Origin of the sequence: Haloparvum alkalitolerans, assembly GCF_050122995.1 — an archaeon.
GTDB lineage: Archaea > Halobacteriota > Halobacteria > Halobacteriales > Haloferacaceae > Haloparvum > Haloparvum alkalitolerans.
In genome coordinates, this window is record NZ_JBNLIA010000002.1 from 233,669 (window position 1) to 255,154 (window position 21,486).

18 protein-coding genes are annotated in these 21,486 nt (G+C 62.4%); 5 read left to right on the forward strand and 13 right to left on the reverse strand.

The annotated features are described in order from the left end of the window. Nucleotides 1-25 precede the first annotated feature (25 nt). Entirely contained in the window at nt 26-553 is a 528-nt protein-coding gene (locus tag ACQE3L_RS03005; RefSeq protein WP_426962306.1) for a hypothetical protein, read from the reverse strand. 195 nt (nt 554-748) lie between these two features. On the opposite strand from ACQE3L_RS03005, the gene ACQE3L_RS03010 reads away from it, so the two are divergent. Continuing rightward, nucleotides 749-985, forward strand: coding sequence for a hypothetical protein (locus ACQE3L_RS03010; RefSeq protein ID WP_426962307.1), 237 nt, complete (start codon nt 749-751; stop codon nt 983-985). A 243-nt stretch (nt 986-1,228) separates the two neighbouring features. On the opposite strand, the gene ACQE3L_RS03015 is transcribed toward ACQE3L_RS03010, so the two are convergent. From ACQE3L_RS03015 to ACQE3L_RS03060, 11 genes are all read right to left on the reverse strand, one after another. Further along, nucleotides 1,229-1,909, reverse strand: coding sequence for a hypothetical protein (locus tag ACQE3L_RS03015; protein ID WP_426962308.1), 681 nt, complete (start codon nt 1,907-1,909; stop codon nt 1,229-1,231). A gap of 193 nt (nt 1,910-2,102) precedes the next feature. After that, complete coding sequence (locus tag ACQE3L_RS03020; protein WP_426962309.1) at nt 2,103-4,730, reverse strand: BGTF surface domain-containing protein; 2,628 nt, start codon at nt 4,728-4,730, stop codon at nt 2,103-2,105. A gap of 470 nt (nt 4,731-5,200) precedes the next feature. Further along, on the reverse strand, nt 5,201-5,932 hold the full coding sequence (locus tag ACQE3L_RS03025; RefSeq protein WP_426962310.1) for a homing endonuclease associated repeat-containing protein: 732 nt from the start codon (nt 5,930-5,932) through the stop codon (nt 5,201-5,203). A 332-nt stretch (nt 5,933-6,264) separates the two neighbouring features. Next, nucleotides 6,265-7,113: a DNA-binding protein gene (locus ACQE3L_RS03030; protein ID WP_426962311.1), complete on the reverse strand. Its 849-nt coding sequence runs from the start codon at nt 7,111-7,113 to the stop codon at nt 6,265-6,267. A 678-nt stretch (nt 7,114-7,791) separates the two neighbouring features. After that, nucleotides 7,792-8,019 (reverse strand): hypothetical protein, encoded by a 228-nt coding sequence (locus ACQE3L_RS03035; protein ID WP_426962312.1) that lies wholly within the window; start codon nt 8,017-8,019, stop codon nt 7,792-7,794. Beyond that, a complete protein-coding gene (locus tag ACQE3L_RS15450; protein WP_125919971.1) occupies nt 8,016-8,246 on the reverse strand; it encodes a DUF8150 family protein in 231 nt (76 codons plus the stop codon). Before ACQE3L_RS15450 ends, ACQE3L_RS03035 begins: the two co-directional genes overlap by 4 nt. After that, on the reverse strand, nt 8,224-8,835 hold the full coding sequence (locus ACQE3L_RS03040; RefSeq protein WP_426962313.1) for a hypothetical protein: 612 nt from the start codon (nt 8,833-8,835) through the stop codon (nt 8,224-8,226). The genes ACQE3L_RS15450 and ACQE3L_RS03040 overlap by 23 nt, the downstream gene beginning before the upstream one ends. Nucleotides 8,836-8,904: 69 nt before the next feature. Beyond that, nucleotides 8,905-9,480 (reverse strand): DUF7437 domain-containing protein, encoded by a 576-nt coding sequence (locus tag ACQE3L_RS03045; RefSeq protein ID WP_426962314.1) that lies wholly within the window; start codon nt 9,478-9,480, stop codon nt 8,905-8,907. 48 nt (nt 9,481-9,528) lie between these two features. After that, a complete protein-coding gene (locus tag ACQE3L_RS03050; RefSeq protein WP_426962315.1) occupies nt 9,529-9,864 on the reverse strand; it encodes a DUF7558 family protein in 336 nt (111 codons plus the stop codon). Further along, a complete protein-coding gene (locus ACQE3L_RS03055; protein WP_426962316.1) occupies nt 9,864-10,154 on the reverse strand; it encodes a DUF8069 family protein in 291 nt (96 codons plus the stop codon). Before ACQE3L_RS03055 ends, ACQE3L_RS03050 begins: the two co-directional genes overlap by 1 nt. Before the next feature lie 192 nt (nt 10,155-10,346). Beyond that, on the reverse strand, nt 10,347-11,273 hold the full coding sequence (locus tag ACQE3L_RS03060; RefSeq protein ID WP_426962317.1) for a DUF955 domain-containing protein: 927 nt from the start codon (nt 11,271-11,273) through the stop codon (nt 10,347-10,349). Nucleotides 11,274-11,360: 87 nt separating this feature from the next. Here ACQE3L_RS03060 and ACQE3L_RS03065 point away from each other — a divergent pair, with 87 nt between their 5' ends. Further along, nucleotides 11,361-12,170, forward strand: coding sequence for a transcriptional regulator TbsP domain-containing protein (locus tag ACQE3L_RS03065; protein WP_426962318.1), 810 nt, complete (start codon nt 11,361-11,363; stop codon nt 12,168-12,170). A 228-nt stretch (nt 12,171-12,398) separates the two neighbouring features. Here the strand turns inward: ACQE3L_RS03065 and ACQE3L_RS03070 are convergent, their stop codons facing one another. Beyond that, on the reverse strand, nt 12,399-13,679 hold the full coding sequence (locus ACQE3L_RS03070; protein ID WP_426962319.1) for a PD-(D/E)XK nuclease family protein: 1,281 nt from the start codon (nt 13,677-13,679) through the stop codon (nt 12,399-12,401). A 796-nt stretch (nt 13,680-14,475) separates the two neighbouring features. Between ACQE3L_RS03070 and ACQE3L_RS03075 the strand changes: the two genes are divergently transcribed. The 3 genes from ACQE3L_RS03075 (at nt 14,476) to ACQE3L_RS03085 (ending at nt 21,474) form a co-directional block, all read left to right on the forward strand. Continuing rightward, entirely contained in the window at nt 14,476-17,961 is a 3,486-nt protein-coding gene (locus ACQE3L_RS03075; protein WP_426962320.1) for a type IV secretory system conjugative DNA transfer family protein, read from the forward strand. Nucleotides 17,962-18,879: 918 nt separating this feature from the next. After that, on the forward strand, nt 18,880-20,148 hold the full coding sequence (locus tag ACQE3L_RS03080; protein ID WP_426962321.1) for an RNA-guided endonuclease InsQ/TnpB family protein: 1,269 nt from the start codon (nt 18,880-18,882) through the stop codon (nt 20,146-20,148). Nucleotides 20,149-20,223: 75 nt separating this feature from the next. Then, nucleotides 20,224-21,474: a hypothetical protein gene (locus ACQE3L_RS03085; protein ID WP_426962322.1), complete on the forward strand. Its 1,251-nt coding sequence runs from the start codon at nt 20,224-20,226 to the stop codon at nt 21,472-21,474. The last annotated feature ends 12 nt before the right edge of the window (nt 21,475-21,486 follow it).

The following is a 21,486-nucleotide window of genomic DNA, read 5'->3' on the forward strand; positions in this document are numbered from 1 at the left end:
TCAGGGGCACACAAACCCACGCGGGTTAGCGGAGGAACCGCCCGTCCGGTGCCGGCACGGTCCCCGTTCGAACCTCGATGTCGACGCGTCGGAGGTGTTTGCAGCCGCCTTCGGGATCGCGGTGGCGTGCATCCGGACAGCTACACTGCTCGGCCGCGAGATCGACCTCGTAGGTGTTCCCGGTCGCACTCTCGACCAGGTAGCGTGGGCCCTGTTCGCCAAAGCGAACCTCGATCGCTTCCGACAGCGCACGTCGCGTTCGCGGCTCGTCGATCGAGTAGCCGCCATCCGTCACCGGATGTGGCCGCCGCTCGACCGGACAGGGCTCCCGGAACTCCTCGCGATGATTCCGCTCCTGGCCACACCGCCGACACCGCCAGTACGTCGTCGTGTAGGAGTACGGTGGCCCCTCGGTCAGCTCGATGTCGTAATCGGTCGGTTCGCGACCGGGGACCTGCTCCCTGACGCGGAGGAGCTCGTGATCGTTCTCGATGCACGGATCGGCCGTCGAGACCGCTTGCTGTCGCTCGCGGTCGGAGTGGTCTGTCGCCATGGGGTTGTTGCGGGCCGAGACGAGCGCGCCCGCACCCCTCAGGGCGGAAACAACCCCCCTCGTCGAGTGGCTGGCCGTCAGTCCCTCGATACAGGACTGTGGGGCACGTTCACGAGCAGTCTTGAGCAGCCGTCCGCGTACTCTCGCTAACTGACGGCCGAACAATTACATACACGCGATCGGAATGTGCTTTCGATGACAGACTACACCGAACTTTTCAAAATCACGTACAGCGGCACCGTTCGTGATCTCACCACACAGATCGCCGGCCTCACCGGCGTAACAAACGTATCCACCTCTGCAGGATCAAGCCAAACCGTCGACGAGACGCTTGCCTGCGACATCTCCTACGACACGTACGAAACCGACCGAGAGGAACTCTCCGCCCAAATCGAGACGATGGACGGCGTCACCGAAGTCGTCTTCGGCTAAACCACGCTGTCCTACTTCGGTGATGGAGGTGTTGCGTCGGAATGCAGGTTGCATCTTCGGTGACGGAGGTGTCTCCGTCAGCAGACCCAGCGATCGTGGTCTCCGCGGGCGTCAGTACGTTCGATATCGAGTCTCTGCTGGACCGACCTCGAATCGTCACTCTGAGGACGGCCGCGGATCGCCGCATAGTACAGCAGCTGGTGAGGGAAGCAGTACAAGGCTATTCTTCAGACGAGCCTCCAACTAACGCGAGGATGTCCCAAGATACGTCTCCGACGAGAGTGTCCGAACGGCAAGTTCACCGTCGTGAGTCGTCGGTTCGACGAGGAACTGTGGCACCTGCCGAAACGCATCGAGGATCTCACGGACATCGCCAGCCACGTCGTCACGACGACGAAGGGTGGATTCCGTGATAGTGCATCCGTCGTCCGGAGGACACAACGATCGGAACAGCGCCTCAAGCGTCCCCGAAGTACGAGCCGTGCCGCTGGCCTCAAGACTGTAGCGTTGCCCAGCCCTCGCTTCGAACTGGCGCCGGCCGATACACCAGGTCTCGTCGGCCTCCGGGCGGTACTCTACGACGACCGTCTCGTACGGTGATAGGACGCGTTCACCGAGTGCGTGGAGGATCCAGTCGTAGACCGCACGTGACACGCTCGTCGAGACCAGGTTCGAGCCACAGCCGGTGAGATTGATCGCTTCGAGCGCCTCCCGGTTCTCCGTGACGAACGTGGCCGCTCCCTCTCGCTCCTCACCAGCCACGTAGTAGACGGTTGTGAACGGACCCGTTGGAGTTGCGGGTGCCCTGCCGGGTGACCGGGACACGTCGATCGTCCGGACGTGCTGGCGCTCGTCCGGATCGAGGTTTCCGATCTTAACCCCCGTTTGGGGGCCCTCGGTGAGTACCTCGAACTCCTGCGTCATGGTCGAGGCGTTCACGGTGTATTCCTATGAAGGTAGTGACAGTGTCAGCGTCTACCGTGTATGGGTCTGGCTACATCTGTTTGTAACCGTGACCGGACCCAAACGCTGCCGCTACTCGGCTTGTGAGTGCGGTTGCGAAAAATGGGCTGCAAAGCGGGACCGACCCTCGCGGGTCAGTGGTTAGGCGTCCGTGTTAGGGACGGCGGCGAGTCGCGAGCAGCGCAGCGGCGACGAGCGCGACGAGCGCGACAACAGCGCCGAAGCCGGGCGTGTCGTCGGACGTCGTCGTCGTCTCCTCAGGCTCCTCGGTCGTCTCCTCGGTGGTTTCCTCGGTGGTCTCCTCGGTGGTTTCCTCGGTGGTCTCCTCCGTGGTTTCCTCCGTGGTGTCCTCTTCCGTAGTGTCCTCGCCGACCGACTCGACGACGACACCGTCAGCGGAGACGTCGTCGACGGAGCGCAGCGTCACGGTGAACGTGTCGTCCACGTTCGTGTCGCTGAAGTCGAACTGCGCGTCGAACGTGCCGTCAGCCTGCACGACCACGTCGTTCGTGGGTGAGAGGCGGAACCGCGGCGACACGTCGTCAGCCGAGCTGACACGCAGGCTGAGCTCCGTGCCCGGCGCCAGCGTCGTGGTACCAGTGATGGACTGGCTCTCGGCGGCTTCGACCTCGACCGGGTCAGAGTCGAACTCGCCCGTAGCCTCGACCAGCGTGAAGCTGTCGGAGGCGACGGTGTAGTCCTCTTCCTCAACCGTGTCGACGTCGAGCAGACGCGAGTCGTTCACGTGGAACTCCACGTTGAACGCGTCGTCAACGCTCGCTGCACGGTCGTTCTCCCACTCAAGATCCTCGGTCTCGATGGCGAGGTAGTAGGTGTCGTTCTCCGCGTCGGAGATGACCGTGAAGGCGTCAGCCGAGTTGACCACGTCGACCTCCTTGGGGTCCTGGTTGGTCCCCGTGGTGGCCTCGGTCTGCGTGATGCTCAGGCTGAGGTTCCCGTTCGCGATGGCGGTCGTGATCGACTCGTCGTTCGCGTCGATGAGACCGCTGATGCCGGAGGCACCAAGCTCGTGGACGATGACGTCACCGTTCGCGACCTCTTCGGTCTCGGTGATGCTACCGTCCTCGACGGCGGCCGTCACGTCGCTGACGTCCTCAATGTCGCTGAGGGAGCCGTCAGGCGCCGTCCAGATGTTCATCGTGTCGGTCGAGCGCTCCTCGATGAAGAGCTCGCCGACCTCGTCAGCGTTGTCATCCTCGATGTTCGAGTAGGACGTGTCCAGGTCGAGCGAGTAGTCGCCCTGACCCAGAATACCGCCGATCCCCGCGTTGGAGCTGTTCTCGACTGTGACAGACGGACTCGCGCCGTCTTCCTCAGTCGTCACGGAGACGACGTTGTCCTCGTTGAAGGTTGCCGAATTGTTCTGGCCGGCGGTGTACGTGTTGAAGTGAACCGTCACTTCCTCGGCACCGTCGGAGTCGATAGCGAGGTCGAGTTCGTAGTTGACGTCCTCTTCGTCACCGATGCGCAGGTAGGCCTGCTCCTGCCCGCCAGTGAACTCGATGTCGATCTGGGCGATGTCGCCCTGGTTCTCTTCGACGACACCCTCGGAGAAGGTGACGTCACCGGCCTGGCCCTCCGTAACGGAGAGCGACGCGGTGTCTTCGGCGTCCGTGTCGGTCACGGAGACGTCGAAGTCGTAGTCACCCGTCGAGGTGTCGGTGAAGTCGAACGTGTGCTCGTTGTTCTCGACATCATACAGGACGAACTCGTCGTCCGAGTTGATGTCGTAGTTCGAGCTGGAACCCGTGTAGAGGTCCTCGAGCTCGTCCTCGGAGAAGCTCTCCGACGAAATAGTCACGTCGTAGTCGTTACGCAGGTCGGACTCGAACGTGAGTTCCGTCTCCGTCTCGCCCTGGTTCGCGACCTCATCAGGATCGAACTCAGCGTTCACGTTCTGCTGAACGAGTTCGAATTCAGAGTTGGAACGCGTGAGGTCACCGTCACCATCTTCGAGGAAGTAGTCGCCAGTCTCGCGATTGGCCGTCTCGAAGATGATGTACTGCGTTCCGTTGATCGTCTGAACCTGGTTGTTGGCGACCGGCGTCGAACTGCTGTCACCGGTCACACGGCGAAGGGTGATCTCCTCACCGTCGGTCAGGCTCGTGCCACTTCCACCAGCGACCGAGAAGGACTGGCCCGCAAAGACCAGACTGTTGTTGAGGTCGCTCGCGTTCGTGAACTCACGGTCGACGTCCAGGCCACTGGAGTCAGTGTCCTGAACTGTGAGCGAAGTCGTGGCGGATGCGACGCCAGTGTTCGCATCATCGAACTCAACAGTGACGTCACCAGTAGCGTCCCCGTCAACAGCCGGGTGAACGACGGAAACGTTCGTGTCGACGGTGAAGTTCTGTTCGGGGTAGTCGCTCGTATCGAGCGAGACAATCAGCTGGTCCCGCTCGTTAGAGTTCGACGTGTCGGTAACGATGTCGTTAGAGACATCGGAACCGGTCTCGTTATAGATGGCAATGGCATCAACGCCGTTATTGCCATCGTTCTCGAACGTGGAATCCCCGGGGAGAGTCACCGTGATCTTGTGAGTCCCGGTCGAATTCACGTCGTTAGCTGTGAAATTGAGGTTATGCTCCACGGTCTGATCTTCGTCCACAGTGTCGGGAGCGAAGTTATTGACCGTAACGTCGCTTACCGCAGCCGCCGATCCCGCAAAGGAGATGGGGACGGCGAATACGGAAAGCACCATGATCGCAGCCAGGAACACTGCGCGTCCCTTCGTGCGATAGTTTGTGTTTTCGCTTGTCATGTTTAGTTGGTTGTTGCTTCGTGCATCAGTAGCTTTCTCCTGACCTGTGCCCGTCGCCCGTTCGTCGGGTACCAACATCGTCAGCGTGGTGCGGCCGGACTTGGCCTTGGATACTCATTACTGGTGCTTGGGTAGGGGTTGCGCTTGAAACATACAGCTATCCCTATAAGTGCTTTGTGCAAATTCTTCGCCCCTTGTGAACGCCCCACACAGCCGTCAGACGCTCGGAAACGCCCGTTTCGCGATCGGTACCTTAGGGTGAGTTTTTGAGTATTGAGCCCTCACCAGACTGGGGTCAGCAAATCGACCGCAACACCTACAACCGCGAGGGAACAAACGATTAACGGGCCCAACGGCGGCAGGCCATCAGAACCTTGGTAGGGGCTTTTTCGCCTGCCGTCGTCCGTCGCACGCTGAGCTGCGGCCGTCCCCATCGACCAGATGGCGCTCCCTCCGAAACGGATCACCGACTAATCCTCGTCGAACGCAACGTCGACAGCCGTGGACCACGATCCGAAGTGGCGCTGGTACGTCGCCAGGGAATGCTCGCCGTACTCAACGACATCGGTCGAGACGGGTTGCTCCCCGAGTTCGTCGGCCAGCCGATGCAGATCGGCGATGAGGGTCTCCTCAGAGAGCTTGGAGTCCTGCTCGGCGGGCTCGAATCCCGCCGCCTCAACCGCCTCGTTCCAGGACCCGAATCGTCGCACGTACGTCCGCGTCCCGTACTGGCCGTAATCCTCCATCGCCTGAAAACTCGGTGGGGCACCGTGCTCGTCCGCCACGCGCTCGAGCTCTGCAAGCAGTTCGTCGTCCGTCGCGGGGCGTCCTCGCGAGCCGCTCGCGGCCGACTCGAGTCCTGCGGCCTCAAGCGAGGCCGTCCACGTCCCGAACGCCCGGCGATAGGTCGACACCCAGTACTCGCCCTCGTCGTTCATCTCGCTCGCGGTCGGCGCGTGGCCGAGTTCCTCCGCGACTCTCGTTAGGTCGGCAAGGAGTTCCTCCTTCGAGACGCTCGTGGTCGGCTCGCGCGGCTCGAACCCTGCTTCCGCGAGCGTCGCCCGCCACGACCCGAAGCGGTCGTACAGGGTCGTCGCCGAGTGACTCCCATGGTCGCGATACTCCTGCAGTGTGGGCGCGCGCCCAAGATCGTCGCCGACTTCACGGACATCATCGAGGAGTTCGGCGTCGCTATAACGCATTGGCCTGCCGTTCGCCAAGCCGACCAATGAGTGTTTGGTCCGCGCCCGTGTGGGGGCCGCCCGAGGGACACTAACAGAGTTATCGCGAGAGCATCACGGCGATTCAGAGGGTATCTCCTGTGACGCAGGGGGCCATAGTTCACTCACGGGAAGCAGACATCCACCCCGATCGGTCGTGGCTGCGCGCGCAGCGACGAACGGAGCGAGCACGGAGCGGAGGGTGGGGCGGTGGGCGTGGGCTGGATGGTGCATCCTCGCCGGCTTCCGGGCCTGCACCGATGCCGATCAACCGCCTGCGGATCCACACGGCAAAAAAAGGGGGCCGCGATGGCCTACGGGGTCAACCAGTCGTCACGGTCAGGGAAGGTGACCCGCGACCGGCCCGTCAGCGCCACCGAGACGCGGCCCTCGTACCAGCTCGTCGCTGCGTCGTACAGCCGCACGCGCTCGCCTTCCTCGATGCGAGGTTGGTCGCTTTTGACCCAGCTGGTGACCTTGATGCGCCCCGTCTCGTCCTCCAGGAGTCCGACTTGTTGAATGGCCGCACTGGTCGGCTCCCACAACTCCACGACGCGCCCTTCGATGGACACCTCGCCGCGACCGACGTCCGCGACCGCGTCGATCGGGGTGAGCCGCCCGGGATCACGCTCGAGTTCCTCACTCGTCCGCATCACGGCCGTCGGCAGGTCCGTACCGTCCGCGACCCGCCGCGCCAGTCGTCGGCTCACGGCCGCCGCCGTCCAGCCGCCTTTCACGTCCGCGATCGTCCGCGCCTGCTCGTTCACGGCCGCCAGCTCGTCCCGGCTCAGCGTCTCCCGGGAATCCGGCTGCTCCGGCCCGGCCCACGCGTCCACGCTCGCGCGCCGTTCCGCGAACTCTTCTTGCCGCGCCTGACTGCCAGTCGCCGCTTGGCGCCGTGCCCGGGCTTCCCGGTCCGACGACTGCCGCCGGTCCCACCGCTCGCGCGTGCGCTCCTTCTCGAGCTCGCGTGCCAGCGCCTTCTCCTCCGCTTCCAGCGTCAGTCCGTGAAAGCCCGCATCCGGATGGTTCGCGTCCACCTTCGCGCGCACCTGCATGTCCACCGTCGGCCGCAACGGCTCCGCATCGTCGTCCGCCTCCGCTGCTTCCAAACCCTGTTCATCGACCGAAACTTCTTGACCGATAACGCGTTTACTACTCATTGGAGTTCACTGACTCCTGAAGGCGCTCCCGACGCGGTACCGCCCGCGCCCTTACGCGGGATTTTCTCCAACTCACCGACGGAACCTACTGCGCGCGCCGCTCGCGCCTTCGCCTCGCGCCCCCTGTTGGGGCGCGAGCGGCGCGCGCCTCAGAGGAGAGTCCCAACCAGCACCGCGCGCCGACCCGCCCGGAGCGAGCGGCCAGCGCATTCCCCGTTCGCCGCGACGCAACTACGTCCGTCGCGGTCGGCTCTGCCGAGGTCCGCAGGACCCGAACGGGTGAAGCGCTGGCGCCGAGGGCACATCCACTTTAGCCCGGCAGCCCGCCCGCTACTGCAGGCAGGCAGCCCGGAATGGTCGGTCGCGAGCGACGCGGAGGGCGGCACGCGGCGCGCGGGGCGGGCCGTCACACACTCATCAAAATCAGGCGTGTGTCGGTGCGCTTCGTACCAGAAATACTACCTCGTGCTGATTATTCGCGGCTGCGGCGTGGATATCCTGATACTGCGTGATATCGCGGAGTTCTGCGACCACTTCCGGAGAGACGACTACGTCACAGGAGGTGAGCAGGTACTGGAACGGCTCCGGAAGTCGGGTCCGACGGCTGCATCCGCACGGGCACTGCGCGGCTGACGAGGGCGCTGGTGTCAGCGACGACCGTTCGCAGTCGTCTACCGCTCAGCAATCGTCGTCGGTCCCGGTGTCGACTGTCGTCACGTCCCCCTCGTAGATGTCGACGTCGTTAGGGGCAGCGAGATCGAGTGGCTCGTCCTCGAAGTCAGCTTTGAGAAGTCGTAGTCGCTTGGCGGACTTAGCACCAACGAGGACTGTGAGCTGGTCAACGGTGAGACCAGCATTGTAGTACGTAGTTGCGATCGCCTTCGGAAGCGGGTCTCCGCCGCTCATCGGTCGCGCAGCCGATCGCGAGCGGCTGCAAACCGAACTGGATCCGTATCGCCAGCGGCAGCCATGTCGTTTGCCGACTGGAGCTGCGAGTCAATAAGCCGATTCTGTTGGCGTGACCACTCCCTGTCGTCGTGCGTCCGAACGTACTCAGCCCATTGTTTGATCATCGCTCGCCGTTGTTCCGTGTTTCGGCGGTGATCGTCCTCAAATTCCTGTGAGTTCAGCATAGTAGTCCTCAACCCCAAGCTCGTTGACGTACGTTTCGAACTGCTCCGTGTTAAATCGTTCCTCGAAGGTCAAGTACAGGTGGAGTGCATCCTCGAAGTCCTTCCCGCTGAGGCTGTCTGCAGCTTGTGCAAGTCGGAGTTTGTACGCGATTTGGAGTTCAAGCGGACTGATCTCGATCTGCCCCTCATCGAATGTCACCGTAAGGGGATTGGAGAGGGCTTCACGCTCAACGTCGTTTGAAACAAACCATGTTTCGAAGTTCGGGTACATCTCCCCTTCTTCGGCAATCCGGATGCGGCTCCCCTCACTTAGCATCGAATACATCTCATCAAGCGGCATCGCTATCCCCCAGTACCCCTGATTTTTGAGTTCGGTAACTAACTGCTCAGTCTCCGTTTCGGACAGGGATTCCAGAATGATGTCGATGTCCTCTGTCGATCGAGAGCGCCCAGTGAGGATGGCGACGTACCCACTAACGATGACGTAGTTGACATCGCAGGCGTCGAGGATCTGCGTGAATTCGAGTACATCTTTGTCGAGCTCTGAAAGCTCCCGTGAAACCGTGAGCGTGTCGTCACTGAGCTCCATCAGTTCTCTCCATGGAACGCCGATAAACTGACCACTGCGTCATTTGTGTCGGGACGTCCATTTCGATGCTCATACGTTAACTCCTTCTTCGGTATCATGACGTACATCCTCACTGATCTCGTAGTGCTCGTGGACGACGGGCCGGAGCGCCTGCAGAATCAGCTCCGCAGCTAGCGGCGAGATGTCCAGCTCCTCAGCCATCAGTCGGTGGGTCACCTCACCGCGTTCGCGGGCGACCGCGTAGGTGAGCGCGGTCGCGAGGCCGGCGACGCCGTGGCGGTCCATGTACGTGTCGATGTCGACGTCCGTCTTGCGCCGCCCAACGGCGTCGATCAGCGCCGGCGTGATCGTGTACTCGCGGTCGCCCGCGGTCGTCGTCACGGTCAGGTCGATCTCCCGGGCGGCGTACCGGCGTGGCTGCTCGTCGTCGGTGACGTCGACGACGCCAGCGTCGACGAGCCGGTTGACGTAGCTGTAGGCCGTTCCCTGGGCGAGATCGAGGTCGTCCATCACGTCCCGGACGGTCGCCTCCTCCCGGGCGAGATACGCGTACAGTTTGGCCAGCTGTGGCTCCTCGAGGAGGTCAGCGACCGAGAGGAAGTCTTGGACGATGTCACCGTCGGCGCGGTTTGAGGTGCGTGACACGGGCGTTATTGATTGCAGATTACAGCGAATCAGTAAAGAGTGTTTGGGTCACTCCCCCGGCATCGCGACGAGATGCTCCTCGAGATCACGCGTCCAGTACGTCGCGAGCCCGCCCGGACTGCAGCGAGGGCACAGCTGCAACGGGCCTTCCAGATGCCCCAGTTCGACTCGGAACCGGGTGAGCGCCGCGAGCGTGTCGACGACCAGTCCACAGTCATCACAGGCGACGTGATCGCGATCGTCGGGATCCGGCTCCGTCTGAATCGCGCAGTCGACGCAGATCGGGTGGGTGACCTGTTCGTCCTGTCCCCAGGTGTGTGTCTCGCCAGTCTCGGTACCGGGTGGGGCATCGCAGAACGCACAGCCAACGAGGGTCTGCTGCATCACTCGCCCTCCGCGTCGGCGTCGCGACCGACCGTCCAGCCACGGTGGAAGACAGCCAGCTGCGTCGATGAGTCGAACGCGGTACCGCTCGGCTCGTGAACCAGAACTTGGTCCTCGGGAACCGGAGTGACGATGTCCGCGTCGACGAGGTCGTTGATCAGGTTCTGCGCAGTCGCGTCGTCGACGTCCGCCGTGTCAACCCGGGAGGCGTCGCGGTCCTGAGCAAGCTGTTCTTTCTCGAACTGTTCGTAATCAGCACTCGTGTCGTCGTGGAGATCGGGCATCGCCATTATGAGTCACGCCGCGCACGCTATCGCGCGCTGCACGCCTTCCGGCGCGGACAAACTCCGTACACCTCCTCGCGAATGTCGAAGGGTTTCGTTCTCAGCTCTTGTTGTTGGATCTGTCGTTGTGGAGCAACACGGTTTGGTGGTCATGGTACCGGAGCCACAGAGCGGGACAAACCGGTCCTGACCACCGACTCAGGACCGGCTCTCAGCGACCGCCTCGATCACCCGCTCGCTCGTCCGGCTGATCCGTTCGAGGCGCTCCTCGATCACTTCCGTTTCATCACCGATCCACGCCACGAGGTAGAACGCGGAGCCGCTCATGTCGAGGCCGAAGTGGCGTCCCACCACGTACGCGACCGCCTCGGCTTCCACTTCTCGCTTTGCTCGTTCGGGTGCATCGTGGTCCCCGTGCAACAGGGCGTGTGCGAGCTCGTGAACGAGCACGCCCGCCATCGCGGCCGGCTCAGCCTCCTTGAGAGTGACCAGTGGTCCCTCAGCGGGGTACGCACACACGCCGTTCGCGTCTCCGTGTGACCAGTCGTCCGGGTCGCGGACACGGACCTCGATGCCGAGGTCGACGGCCGCGTTCAGCAGGGCAGGGAACAGGGCTGACGCCTCGCCGCTCGCGGTCGTCTCCAGCTCCGGAAGCGGTTCGCCCGCCGTCTGGGAGACGTCGAACACGGGAACAGGTTTGAAGCCGACAACACCTTCGTCCCACTCCTCAGGCGGCGTGTCGTCGTACGCACAATCGGCGTCGTCGTGGTAGGATGGGGAGTTCCCGCACGCAGGACATTGCGACGAGATGAGCGGGGCCCAGATCCAGATCGCCGATTCCCCCTCTTGGACGTGTCTGTCGAACTCCTCCTGCCAGGTCCGATAGCCGGCGACCTTCGACGCCTCCGGACACTGCAACGCGATGAGGAGGGTGTTGCGGTGGGAGTACTCGTGGAAGCGTTGGTGAACGTCGAGCCACGCTTGGAACCGGTCGCTGGCACGGGCGTCGTCGACGGCCGTCACCAACTCGTCGACCCAGTCACTGATCGTGCTGTGCATCCGGTCGGAACGGGAGTCGGCGTCGTCGAAGGCGACGCGCTCGTCCCGTGCGGGTTCGGCAGCCATACTGTCTCGCTCCGCACCCATCGCGGAGCGCGACAATCCCCCCGAGCGATCGGTACTGAAAAAGGGACGCTGTGAAAAGCCGACTGCATGGCTGACGGAGGCACACCACACGCCACGCACACGTTCGAGGAGACGCTGTCGGCCGCCCCGGAGGGTGACCCACTCCTCGCGGTTTGCCGGCAGTATCCCACGCTCAGGGACGTCATCACCACCACGCACGATGCCGGCGTCGACACCGGGCCGGACCTCCGTGTTGTGGCTCCGAAATCCGTTCTCCACGAGCTCAAGCGGGAGTTCGGCACCGCGTGGCTCGCGGGGGATCTGGTCGACGCCGGGCACCTCTCGTTCCACGAGACGACCACGGAGCTTCCGACCTCCGTGTTCGCGACCGACACACGCGTCGACAATCCGATCCCACTCGGGGACCGCGTGGCGAGTACGACGACCGCGGACGAAACGCTCGCGAACGAGGTCCACACGACGTACTGGGAGGACCTCGACACCACCGACTACGTGCTGCCGTTTGCGGGCCGCGAACGGCTGCTAGAGACGTTCGCCACGGAATGCGATGAGACGGTCGCAGAGGCGTTCGCGACGGGCGTCGAAGCGAACCGGGAGCAGGGAAGCCCGCTCACGGTCGGTGCGGTGGTGATCCTTGCTGGTGCCCACGGGGAGGAGCTCCACTACGACGTCGGCCGCTGGGCGGAGTATCAGGGTGTCCGCAGCAAGGCCAGTCTCAGCCGGATCAAACAGGACCTCGAGGATGCCGATTTGGTGACCACTTCGAAGGTCCAGCGGGATGTTGGCCGGCCACGTCAGCGGTTGCACCGCGGTGAAGCAGTTGCGAATGCCGACATGCCGACGCTCGTCGAGCGCACGGTCGACGCGCTCGACTGATCGGCCCTGCTCGGGGCATCCTCAGCACCTGCGACATTCCAACATGAGTGCGTTCAGTACTGTATAGCGATATCGAATGGCCCTGTTGGGCTCTGTTGGAGTATCATTCATCATATATATTCTCACCTGAAACAGCGGATCGATGAAAACTGCATATCAACCAGTTACTGCACAGATCACCAGTGTGGCTGTCCGGGATAGCGGTTCGTTATCCCCAGCTAGATACACCTACTGCGTCTCCTCCATCTCCACGAATTCGTCGATTGACGCTCGCGTATCCATCAGCGCCGCAACTGCGTCCCGTATGTCAGCAAAGACGCCTTTTCCATCCTGTTCACACACCGGGATTTCTCGTGAATACATGTGGTATCGACTCAGAGGCTGGTCCTCTGGCAACAGCGTCCGTGTTCGATGAAAACCAGCAGCCTGTAGAGACTCCCAGTGCCCATCCTGTTTGAGCTTTTCATGGAGTTTTTTTCGTTGCTGACTACCGGGTGTGGGATTTTCCTGAGATGACTCGGTATCTTGCTCGTCTATTATGTAACGAAGAGTAACTTCGATCAGAGAGTCCGTTGATCGATAGCCGTGCGAGTCATGATCTGTTCCCTGTTTCAGCCGTTTATCACGCGCCAACACTTCGAATCGAATCCTTGCATCTTCCCATCGATGCTTGCCAATACGATAAATATCCGACCCCCTCTCAAACCGCGACTGAAGTGTTCGTGATGTCCACTCATTGGACGATCCGGAAGACAATTCATACTGTTCTCGTAGCCACTCGCGCAGTCGTTTGAACAACTGAATGCGGTCATCGATATGCGCTTCTGAGTCGTACGGGATCCCCAAATGGTTCAGCTTCTCTCCATATTGGAGCGTCAGTATGGATTCTGGGCCAAAATCCCGCTGGTCAAGGAGATCTTTGTTGATTGCGTGCATCCAATCACGGATACGGAGTGCATCGATCTCTGACTCGACTTGACCCACGATATCTGTCAGGCAGCTATGGATATCGCTCCAGTACAGATGAGGATAGGAGTTTTTCGTATTTTGATGTTCCTGCGTGAGTAATATATAGTCCCACGAATTAACGGCGTTCTTCTCAACCTGCTTCTGAAGAAAGCGTGTCTGAGCGTCTATTTGTTTGTGTCTGAGAGAAGACTGGGTCTTTATTTCAAAAGCAAGCATACGCGTATCTGTCTCAATTAGAATATCCAACTCCGTCTCGTCCGGCTTCCGGCTGAACGTACTGATTGAATTAACCGTGTCTCCATCTACCCCTTCAATTGCGTACTGAGTCCCACCGGCCACGTCCAAGCAATGATTCAGAAAGGTCGCATCCAAGCCGTGGCTTCCTTCAGGATCACAGATCCATTTCAGGAATTTCGTGTGTGTCCTTTCATCCCCAGCTCTATCGATGATGTCGAACGTAGTTGTTCGCTCGGTAGTTGCCTGACGATAGAGACTCAATATCTCATCAATTTCGCCTTCAGTTAGCTCACTGGCTTCCATAGTCGGTACAAATAGTGGAAAATAATAGTTCTTTGGCGGTGGTCTGTAAAACAGTCCATGAGCCTGTATTTAGTCTCTATATTCAGCACGCAGTTCTTTCCGGGCGTCGAAAAAATATAGTCTCCATCGGTAAGTGAGTATCCTGTATTGACCAGTTTTATCGAGTACCTTCTTGCGGGCTAGTGCTGCAAAATAAGGACTCTGCATCTTGCATACACCTTCTGTAGAGTTGGCCCCGGGCGCGCGTGGTGACAGCCTTGCAACGACCGTGCGTCTGAATGATCGCTCGCGGGCGGTCATCGGGCACGAGTAGTGCCGTTCACTCGGTTTCGAACGACCGTGTATGAGGCCTAGTGAAGCGCACCTCGACAGCGCCACCGTGGTGAACCGCTCGACGCACGACCGCCCGATCGGCTTGAGTGATTCCGGCCAGCTGGACCCGATGACCGCGTCCACGGTTGGGACTACGTCTCGTCCACGGGCGTCCGCGAGAGGATCCGCCCACAGCGCTCGCAGGCTTCGATCCGGTCGCCAGTATCGACCGACACCGTTCGGTCCGGGGCCGCATGGATACAGGATCCCCACGCGGTTGTCTGGGACTGTTGCTGCTGGACATCGGCGAGTAGCCATCCGATGAATCGCACGAATTTGTCCTCCACCCGCTGGAGGACCCACAATCCCCCCGAGGCGACCGTTCAGTGAAGGGTCGTCCACCCGACTCGGGCGTTGAATTTAGGACCATTCAGAGAAATGTATCCCGCACGTAGACATGCCGGACCACGAAGCGACTGCGAACATGGGTACCCTCCAGCTCCAGCCGACGACGACCGCACTCGATCCGGACACGGTCGTAGCACAGTTTCGGCGTCTCCAGCGACTACTCACCGCTGACACGAGCGGCCTACGGGACCGACTGTTCGGTGCGCACGCCCATTCCGTCGTCGCGTTCACCCTCACAACCTCGGGTGCAAGCGACGATGGCCTCTCCGCGTACGTGAGTATCGACCCACCCGAGAAGCGAGATGCGGTCGAGCGCGTGCTCCGAACCCTCCTGCCGAACGACTACACGGTCGAGGAAGCCGAGACCGACCCTGCTGACGTCCTTCCGACGGGGACCGCGGACCCGACAGGGAACGACGAGCCCAACGACGCGACGCTCCCACATGCGGCCGTCGAGTACTACGGCGACGTCGAGCGGCGCGAGGACTGGCAGACGCAGCTCACCCCCCTCTCCGAGTTCACGGAGGATCGAGAGACGCGACTCCCGCTCGCGGCGATCGCCGAGCGACTCGCGACGGCGACGACGCCGATGGCGTATCAGGCCGTCTGCCGTCCCTATCGTGACTGGAGTGCGGCCGCAGCCGACCGTCGTCACCGACTCGAACGCGGCCGCGACACGCCTGCGCAGCGATTTGTCGACGACTGGATCGGGCCCACGGACGAGGAGATCGAACCCGGCGAGCGCTACGACGAACTCGCCGCGAAAGATGCTCGGCGCTCGTTCGTCGTGAACGCGCGCGTCGTCGCCGTTGGCTCCGACGCGGACGCCGCGATCGCGGACCTGGAGAGCGCGTTCGAACCCGTGAGCCACACCTGGTACAGCGTCCGCGGACGCCGAAAAACCGGGCACGACGCCCGCGCCGTCCGCGAGGCGATCGAGAACCGAACGGTCCACCCGCCGACGTACGACGACTGGCGCGGGAAGCTCCCGTGGACGGCCAACCGCAGCCGGGCGATTATCGCGGACGCCGCCGAAGCGCCGTCGTTCTGCCTGCTCGACGGCACCGCGCTCACGGCCGCGGGCGACCGCGGGATCGACACGACGCCCGGCGAGCGGACGACGATCCAGCGCCCACCCGACGCACGCCTGCAGCGCTATCGCGCACCGGGCCTCACAGTCGGCCACCCGCTCGACCAGGACGGGGCGCGTGACGACGACACCATCGCCATTCCGCCGTCACTCCAGCCGCTCCACGTCGCCTGGTTCGGAGCCACGGGAGCGGGAAAGTCGACGGCGCTAACGAACGCCATCCTGCAGAATCACGCGGTGACCGACGGCGCGGACATCCTCGTCGACCCCAAGGGTGACGGCATGGCGACCGACTATCTCCGCGCTCACTACGCCGAGTACGGTACGCTCGAGAACGTGATCTACTTCGACTGCGCGGACGTGCTCCCGGCGTTCTCCTTTTTCGATATCCGGGAGGCGGTCGCGGACGGCGTCGCTCGGGAGACGGCCGTCGAGGACATCGTCGACCACTACCTCGAGGTGCTTACCCAGATCATGGGACGGGATCGGTTCGAGCAGGCGGTCCGGTCGCCGGACATCATCCGCTATCTGGTAAAGGCGCTGTTCGACCCCGTCCACGGGGAGGACGCGTTCTCGCATCGCGCGCTCCATGGAGCGGCGCGACGGATGCACGAACGCCAGTCCGCACCCGCAGTGTCGGATCCGGACCTCGAGCGGATGCTCGCGGGCGTCGTCGCCAACCGCAAACGAACCTTCGACGAGCTGATGCAGGGGGTCGCCAACCGGCTCGAAAAGGTGCCCGTCGACCGCCGACTCGCCCGCGTGTTCAACCACGTGCCCGCGGAGGACGACCCACAGTTCGACCTGGCCGACTACCTCAACGAGGACGTGGTGATCGTGATCGACACCGGCCGCCTCCGCAGCGAGGCGCAGCGCACGCTCGCGGTCGTGCTGCTGTCGAACCTCTGGACCGCGCTCAAACGGCGCGCCGCCCGCGAAGAGGGGGACCAGCCACTCGTCAATCTCTACTTGGAGGAGGCCGCCAGCATCGCCGTCTCGGACGTGCTCAGCGAGCTGCTGGCGCAAGCGCGCGGGTTCGGCTGTTCGGTGACGCTTGCGATGCAGTATCCGGCACAGCTGCGGAGTCGCGACGAGGGCGCGTACGAGGAGGTGCTAAACAACGTCGGGTCGATCATCACCGGGCCGGTGCCGTCGGACAGGGGGCTCGCGGAGCGACTGGCGACCGACGAGATGGATGCCGACCGCGTCGCCACGCGGCTCCGCGCGCTCCAGCGCGGCGAGTGGGTCGTCTCGCTCCCGGCCGGCTTCGGCGAGACGCCGCCACGGCCGTTCCTCGTCGGCTCACCGTCGCCGCCACCCACGGACCCGACCGAGTCACGCCCGCTCGCGCCCGACGGCCACGCCACCTTCGAGGCGGCTCGCGACCGGCTGCGCGACCGCGTCCTCGCGGAATGTGGGCTGCAGCTGGCGTCGCCGTCAACGGTCGACGCGGAGGACCAGGAGGAGGCGTCGGACGCACCGGATCCCGAAACGGTCCGTGTCGACTCCGCGCTCCCGCACACCACCCGGCTTCCGCCCACCGTCGAGTATGATGCCGAGATCCACGCCTGTCGCTGTCGGGAGTGTGATGCGCGGTACGACCCGTCGATCGAGGGCGTTCGCCGGGCGACGAACTGCTGTGGCGATCTGGACGCGGTCGACCCCGCGGACATCCCCATCTGCGACCTCAACCTGAAGCTGACGCCCGCGGAGTGTCGCGATAGCGAGTTCTCGACGACGCAGCTCCTGTTCCTGCAGGCGGTGTACAACGCCCAGCAGCTGCGGTACGAGCCGCCCGCGTACGACCTGCTGCACGACTCGATGATCCGGTTACAGGAGTACGTCGGCATCGAGAGCGCAGCCGTCGACGACCTCTGTGAGGCGGGCGTGTTGACGCGGGATACGGACCACCCCCACCGGCTGTACACCGTCACGCCTGACGGCCGCAAGGCGATCGGCGAACACTATCGCGAGGGCGTCGACTACGGCCATGGCCAGGGCGACCTCGAGGAGACGAGCCAGCACGTCTTTGCCGTCGAGGTGGCGCGACGCTACCTCGAGGCGGACTATGTCGAGGACCCCGAGAGCGACGTGGCCGAGGTGATCCCCTACTACGACCTCGACGGGAACCGACGCTTGGACGTTGCCGGGGTGGACGAGCATGGGGAGTTCGAGGTCGTGGTCGAGGTGGAGCGCGTCAATCACGACCTGCGTCGGGCGGTCCCCGAGGACTTCGACAAACTCGCGAGCTGTGACCCCGCGGAGGCGATCTGGGTGGTGATGAGCCAGAGCGATGGCCACGAGGTGCTGACCGCGCTGAACGACCCGCTGGATGAGGATCCACGCGTCGAGAAGACGTACGCGTCGACGACGCCCCCGCAGCAGTTCCGGATCGACACGCCGGGGCTCACCGCGATGTTCCCGGTGACGTGGCTCCGCGACCGGGTGGATGATGAAGAACCCGCGGACTGAGCGGGCGGGCAGAGACACGGACTGGTCGCCTGTCGGCCGGAGCAGGTTCATCCCTCGCTTCCAGGTCGTGAACCGGAGCACGCGACGGGGAGGGGTCTCCCAGCGTGGAAACGGGCGTGTTCATACTCGGGGTTTTTGCCCGGGAGGACTGGGTGACGCTCCGATCGAGGGTGAGTATGAAGACGCCAGGGGTGCTGTGCATGCGGCCGCGGCCGGCTGTGGGGGTGGTCACAAACCGGCCGCGATGCGGGCTGTTCGCGTCGGCTTCGTGGGAGTGGAGCGTGCGAGACGACTCGCTGGTCGAGGATGTCGCAGGGAGTTGCGACCGACAGATCGAAAAATCGCCCGACGAAAGCCGATTATGAAGATTCGGCTGGTCTACCCGGACCGCGGTCGGCCCGTCACACCGACTCGTTCGTGGGTGGTGAGACGGCCGCGGCCCGGCCGCGAGCCGACCGCGATCGCGACAGCGATCGTGGCTGTCCGCGGCCGCGAACGGCCCCTCTCCCCTGTTCGCGGTCGCCTCCTCATCTCCCCGACCGCGGACCGCGACCGCAGTCAGCTGCCCCCGATCCGCGTAGGTCCCCGTCCCGAACCCTGCGCCACCACCGGTCATACTCCCCGTTGCGCTTTGTGAGACAGAGACCTCCCGGAGACCAAACCCGATTATGAACGCCTGGACCCGAAACGAGAGGGGGTTGAGACGCCCGATTTGGTACCCCAGAACCATCCACCCGGGTATGAATCGTGAGCACGCACGCAGGGTTATCGAAGTTACAAGGCTAAAGCCCCGCTTCAGGGCGGGGATACAGCCGAAAACGCTTCCACGGACCGCGCTCGATGGCATTGCTGGATATTCCATACCCAGCCGTTATTTTTAATATGCAATTTTCCATAATAGGTTATAGACGTAGGCCGATGCTGGAGACGACCCGCACCTATCGAGCGAAAATCGTCAATCACTCACAAGTAAATGACGACCTCGATCAGTGCGGGTTCTCCGCGTCGAAACTGTGGAACGTCGCCCGATACTACACGCAAGGCCGATGGGATGAAGACGGGGAGATCCCCGACGACGGCGAACTCAAATCCGAACTCAAGGAACACGAACGATACAGTGACCTCCATTCTCAGTCAAGTCAGCGAGTTCTCGAAGAGCTTGCTGAGTCGTTCACCAGTTGGTACAAAGCACGCCAACGAGGAGACGAGAACGCCAACCCACCCGGCTACCGCAAACACGGCGACGAGCACCCGCGCTCCACCGTGACGTGGAAGCAGAACGGCATCAAGCACGACTCCAAGCACACCCGACTTCGTCTGAGCAAGGGCTTCAACCTGAAAAACCATCGCTCGGACTTCATCCTCTGTGAGTACGAGACGCGACCAGACGTGACCGTGGAGAACATCCAGCAGGTTCAGGCCGTGTGGAACGGCGACCGTTGGGAACTCCACCTCGTCTGCAAGAAGGAGATCCCCGTCGAAGACGCACCGGGCGACAATACGGCGGGCATTGATCTCGGCATCAAAAACTATCTCGCCATAGCCTACGACGACGGTGACGCAGAGTTGTATCCGGGGAACGTGCTAAAAGAGGACAAGCACTACTTCACTCGTGACGAGTACGACACTGAAGGCGAGAACGGCCCGTCACGCCGTGCGCTTCGCGCCCGACAGAAACTCTCGCGTCGGAAAGACCACTTCCTACACGCGCTCGCCAAACACGTCGTAGAGCAGTGCATCGACCACGAAGTTGGTCACATCGCCATCGGTGACTTACGCGAGATTCGTGAAGACGAGAACGGTAGCTCGCGGAACTGGGGTCGATGTGGGAACAAGAAACTCCACGGCTGGGAGTTCGACCGCTTCACCACGTTACTCGAATACAAGGCCGAAGAGCACGGCATCCTCGTTGACCGCACAAGCGAGCGAGACACGTCGAAGACGTGTTCGTGCTGTGGTCGGAAGCGGGATTCGAATCGCGTGGAGCGTGGTCTGTACGTTTGTGAGTTGTGCGGTGCGACGATGAACGCGGACGTGAACGGCGCGGTGAACATTCGCAGAAAGATAACTCAGAATCCCCCAACTGGGGATATGAGTAACGGTCGTTTGGCACGGCCAGTAGCCTACCTGTTCAACCAAACCTCCGGGTCGTTCCACCCGAGAGAACAGGCAGGTTGCGAACCGTAATATCCCAATGCTCGGGAATCCTCGCTCTTCAGGGCGGGGAGGATGTCAACTGCGGGAACGAAGCGAATGCCCCGCATGACCGAGCGTAGCAGACTGCCAGAGTTGAACCAGCCCATTGAAACCGGACAGAGCCCTGCAGTTGCGGATCTTGCGGCCGGCGGCTTCGCGGCCGAAACGGAGATCCTGACGACCACCGGCCCGCGACGCGTCGGCCGTCTCACTCCGGAGGACCGCGTGTATGCACTCAACTTGGCAACGAGCGTGATGCAGCCGAAACGGGTGCTTGCTGTCGAGCCGGTCACACCCACCGATTCACTCGTCGAGATCCGGACGCGGCGCGGCCACTTGAAGCTCTTACAGGACCACCGCATTCCGTACCAGACGAAGTCGATCAGCCGGATCCGGACGCACCCTGCCGGTGAGCTCGCAACGCGACAGGAGTACAAGTTCGTCAACGACTGGCAAACGCGAGCCTACCCCCGGCTTGAACAAGTCGACATGACCGAGTTGGCAAAGGAGTACGAGGTCGGAGTCACACCGAACTGTCACGGGCACACGTTCCGAGCCCGCCTCCCCGACGGGTGTGAGCCGAGCCGATACGGGGGTGATGTCGGGTACTACTTCGATCCGGACACCTTCGAGACGTATCGCTCTTCGATCGAGGACACGGCCGCGGAGGTGACGATTCACGCCGGGCCGAACCACTGGCGGCGGCCGATCACGTTCGACGGCGACGACTTTCTCGAATTCCTCGGCTGGTTCATCACTGAAGGGTCCATCACCCACTCGTCCAACCGAGACACGTCGGAGATCGGCATCGCACAGAAGACGGCTTCCCACCGTGAGCGAATCGCGGAGCTCTTCGACCGAATGGAGATCGATGTGTGTGTCAGTGAAAACGGGTTCAGCTTCAGCTCAAAGCTGTTTGCTCGCGTGCTGACTCGGCTCTGTGGCGGATCGAGTCACGAGAAACGGCTTCCGGAGTTCGTGTTCACGCTCCCGCGTGAGCAACAGGAACTCCTGTTGGATACGCTCTTTGCGGGCGACGGGAACGACTGGGGCGTCTACTATACGGCAAGCGACCAGCTCGCTGCGGACATCCTACGATTGTTCGCGTACGTGGAGTACAAGCCACGGTATACGGTTCGTAACGGGAACTGGCAGCTGTATCTCGGAACCAGCCGCGATGGCTTCTCGTCGACCGCGCACGTTTCATCGACGACGGATACATCACCGTGCTACAGGCTCACGGTCGCCGACTACTCTGCGGTCATGGCGGGGATGGATGGGAAGTTTCAGTGGGTCGGTGTGAGCCAGGTTGGCTGACTCTGGTGGTTC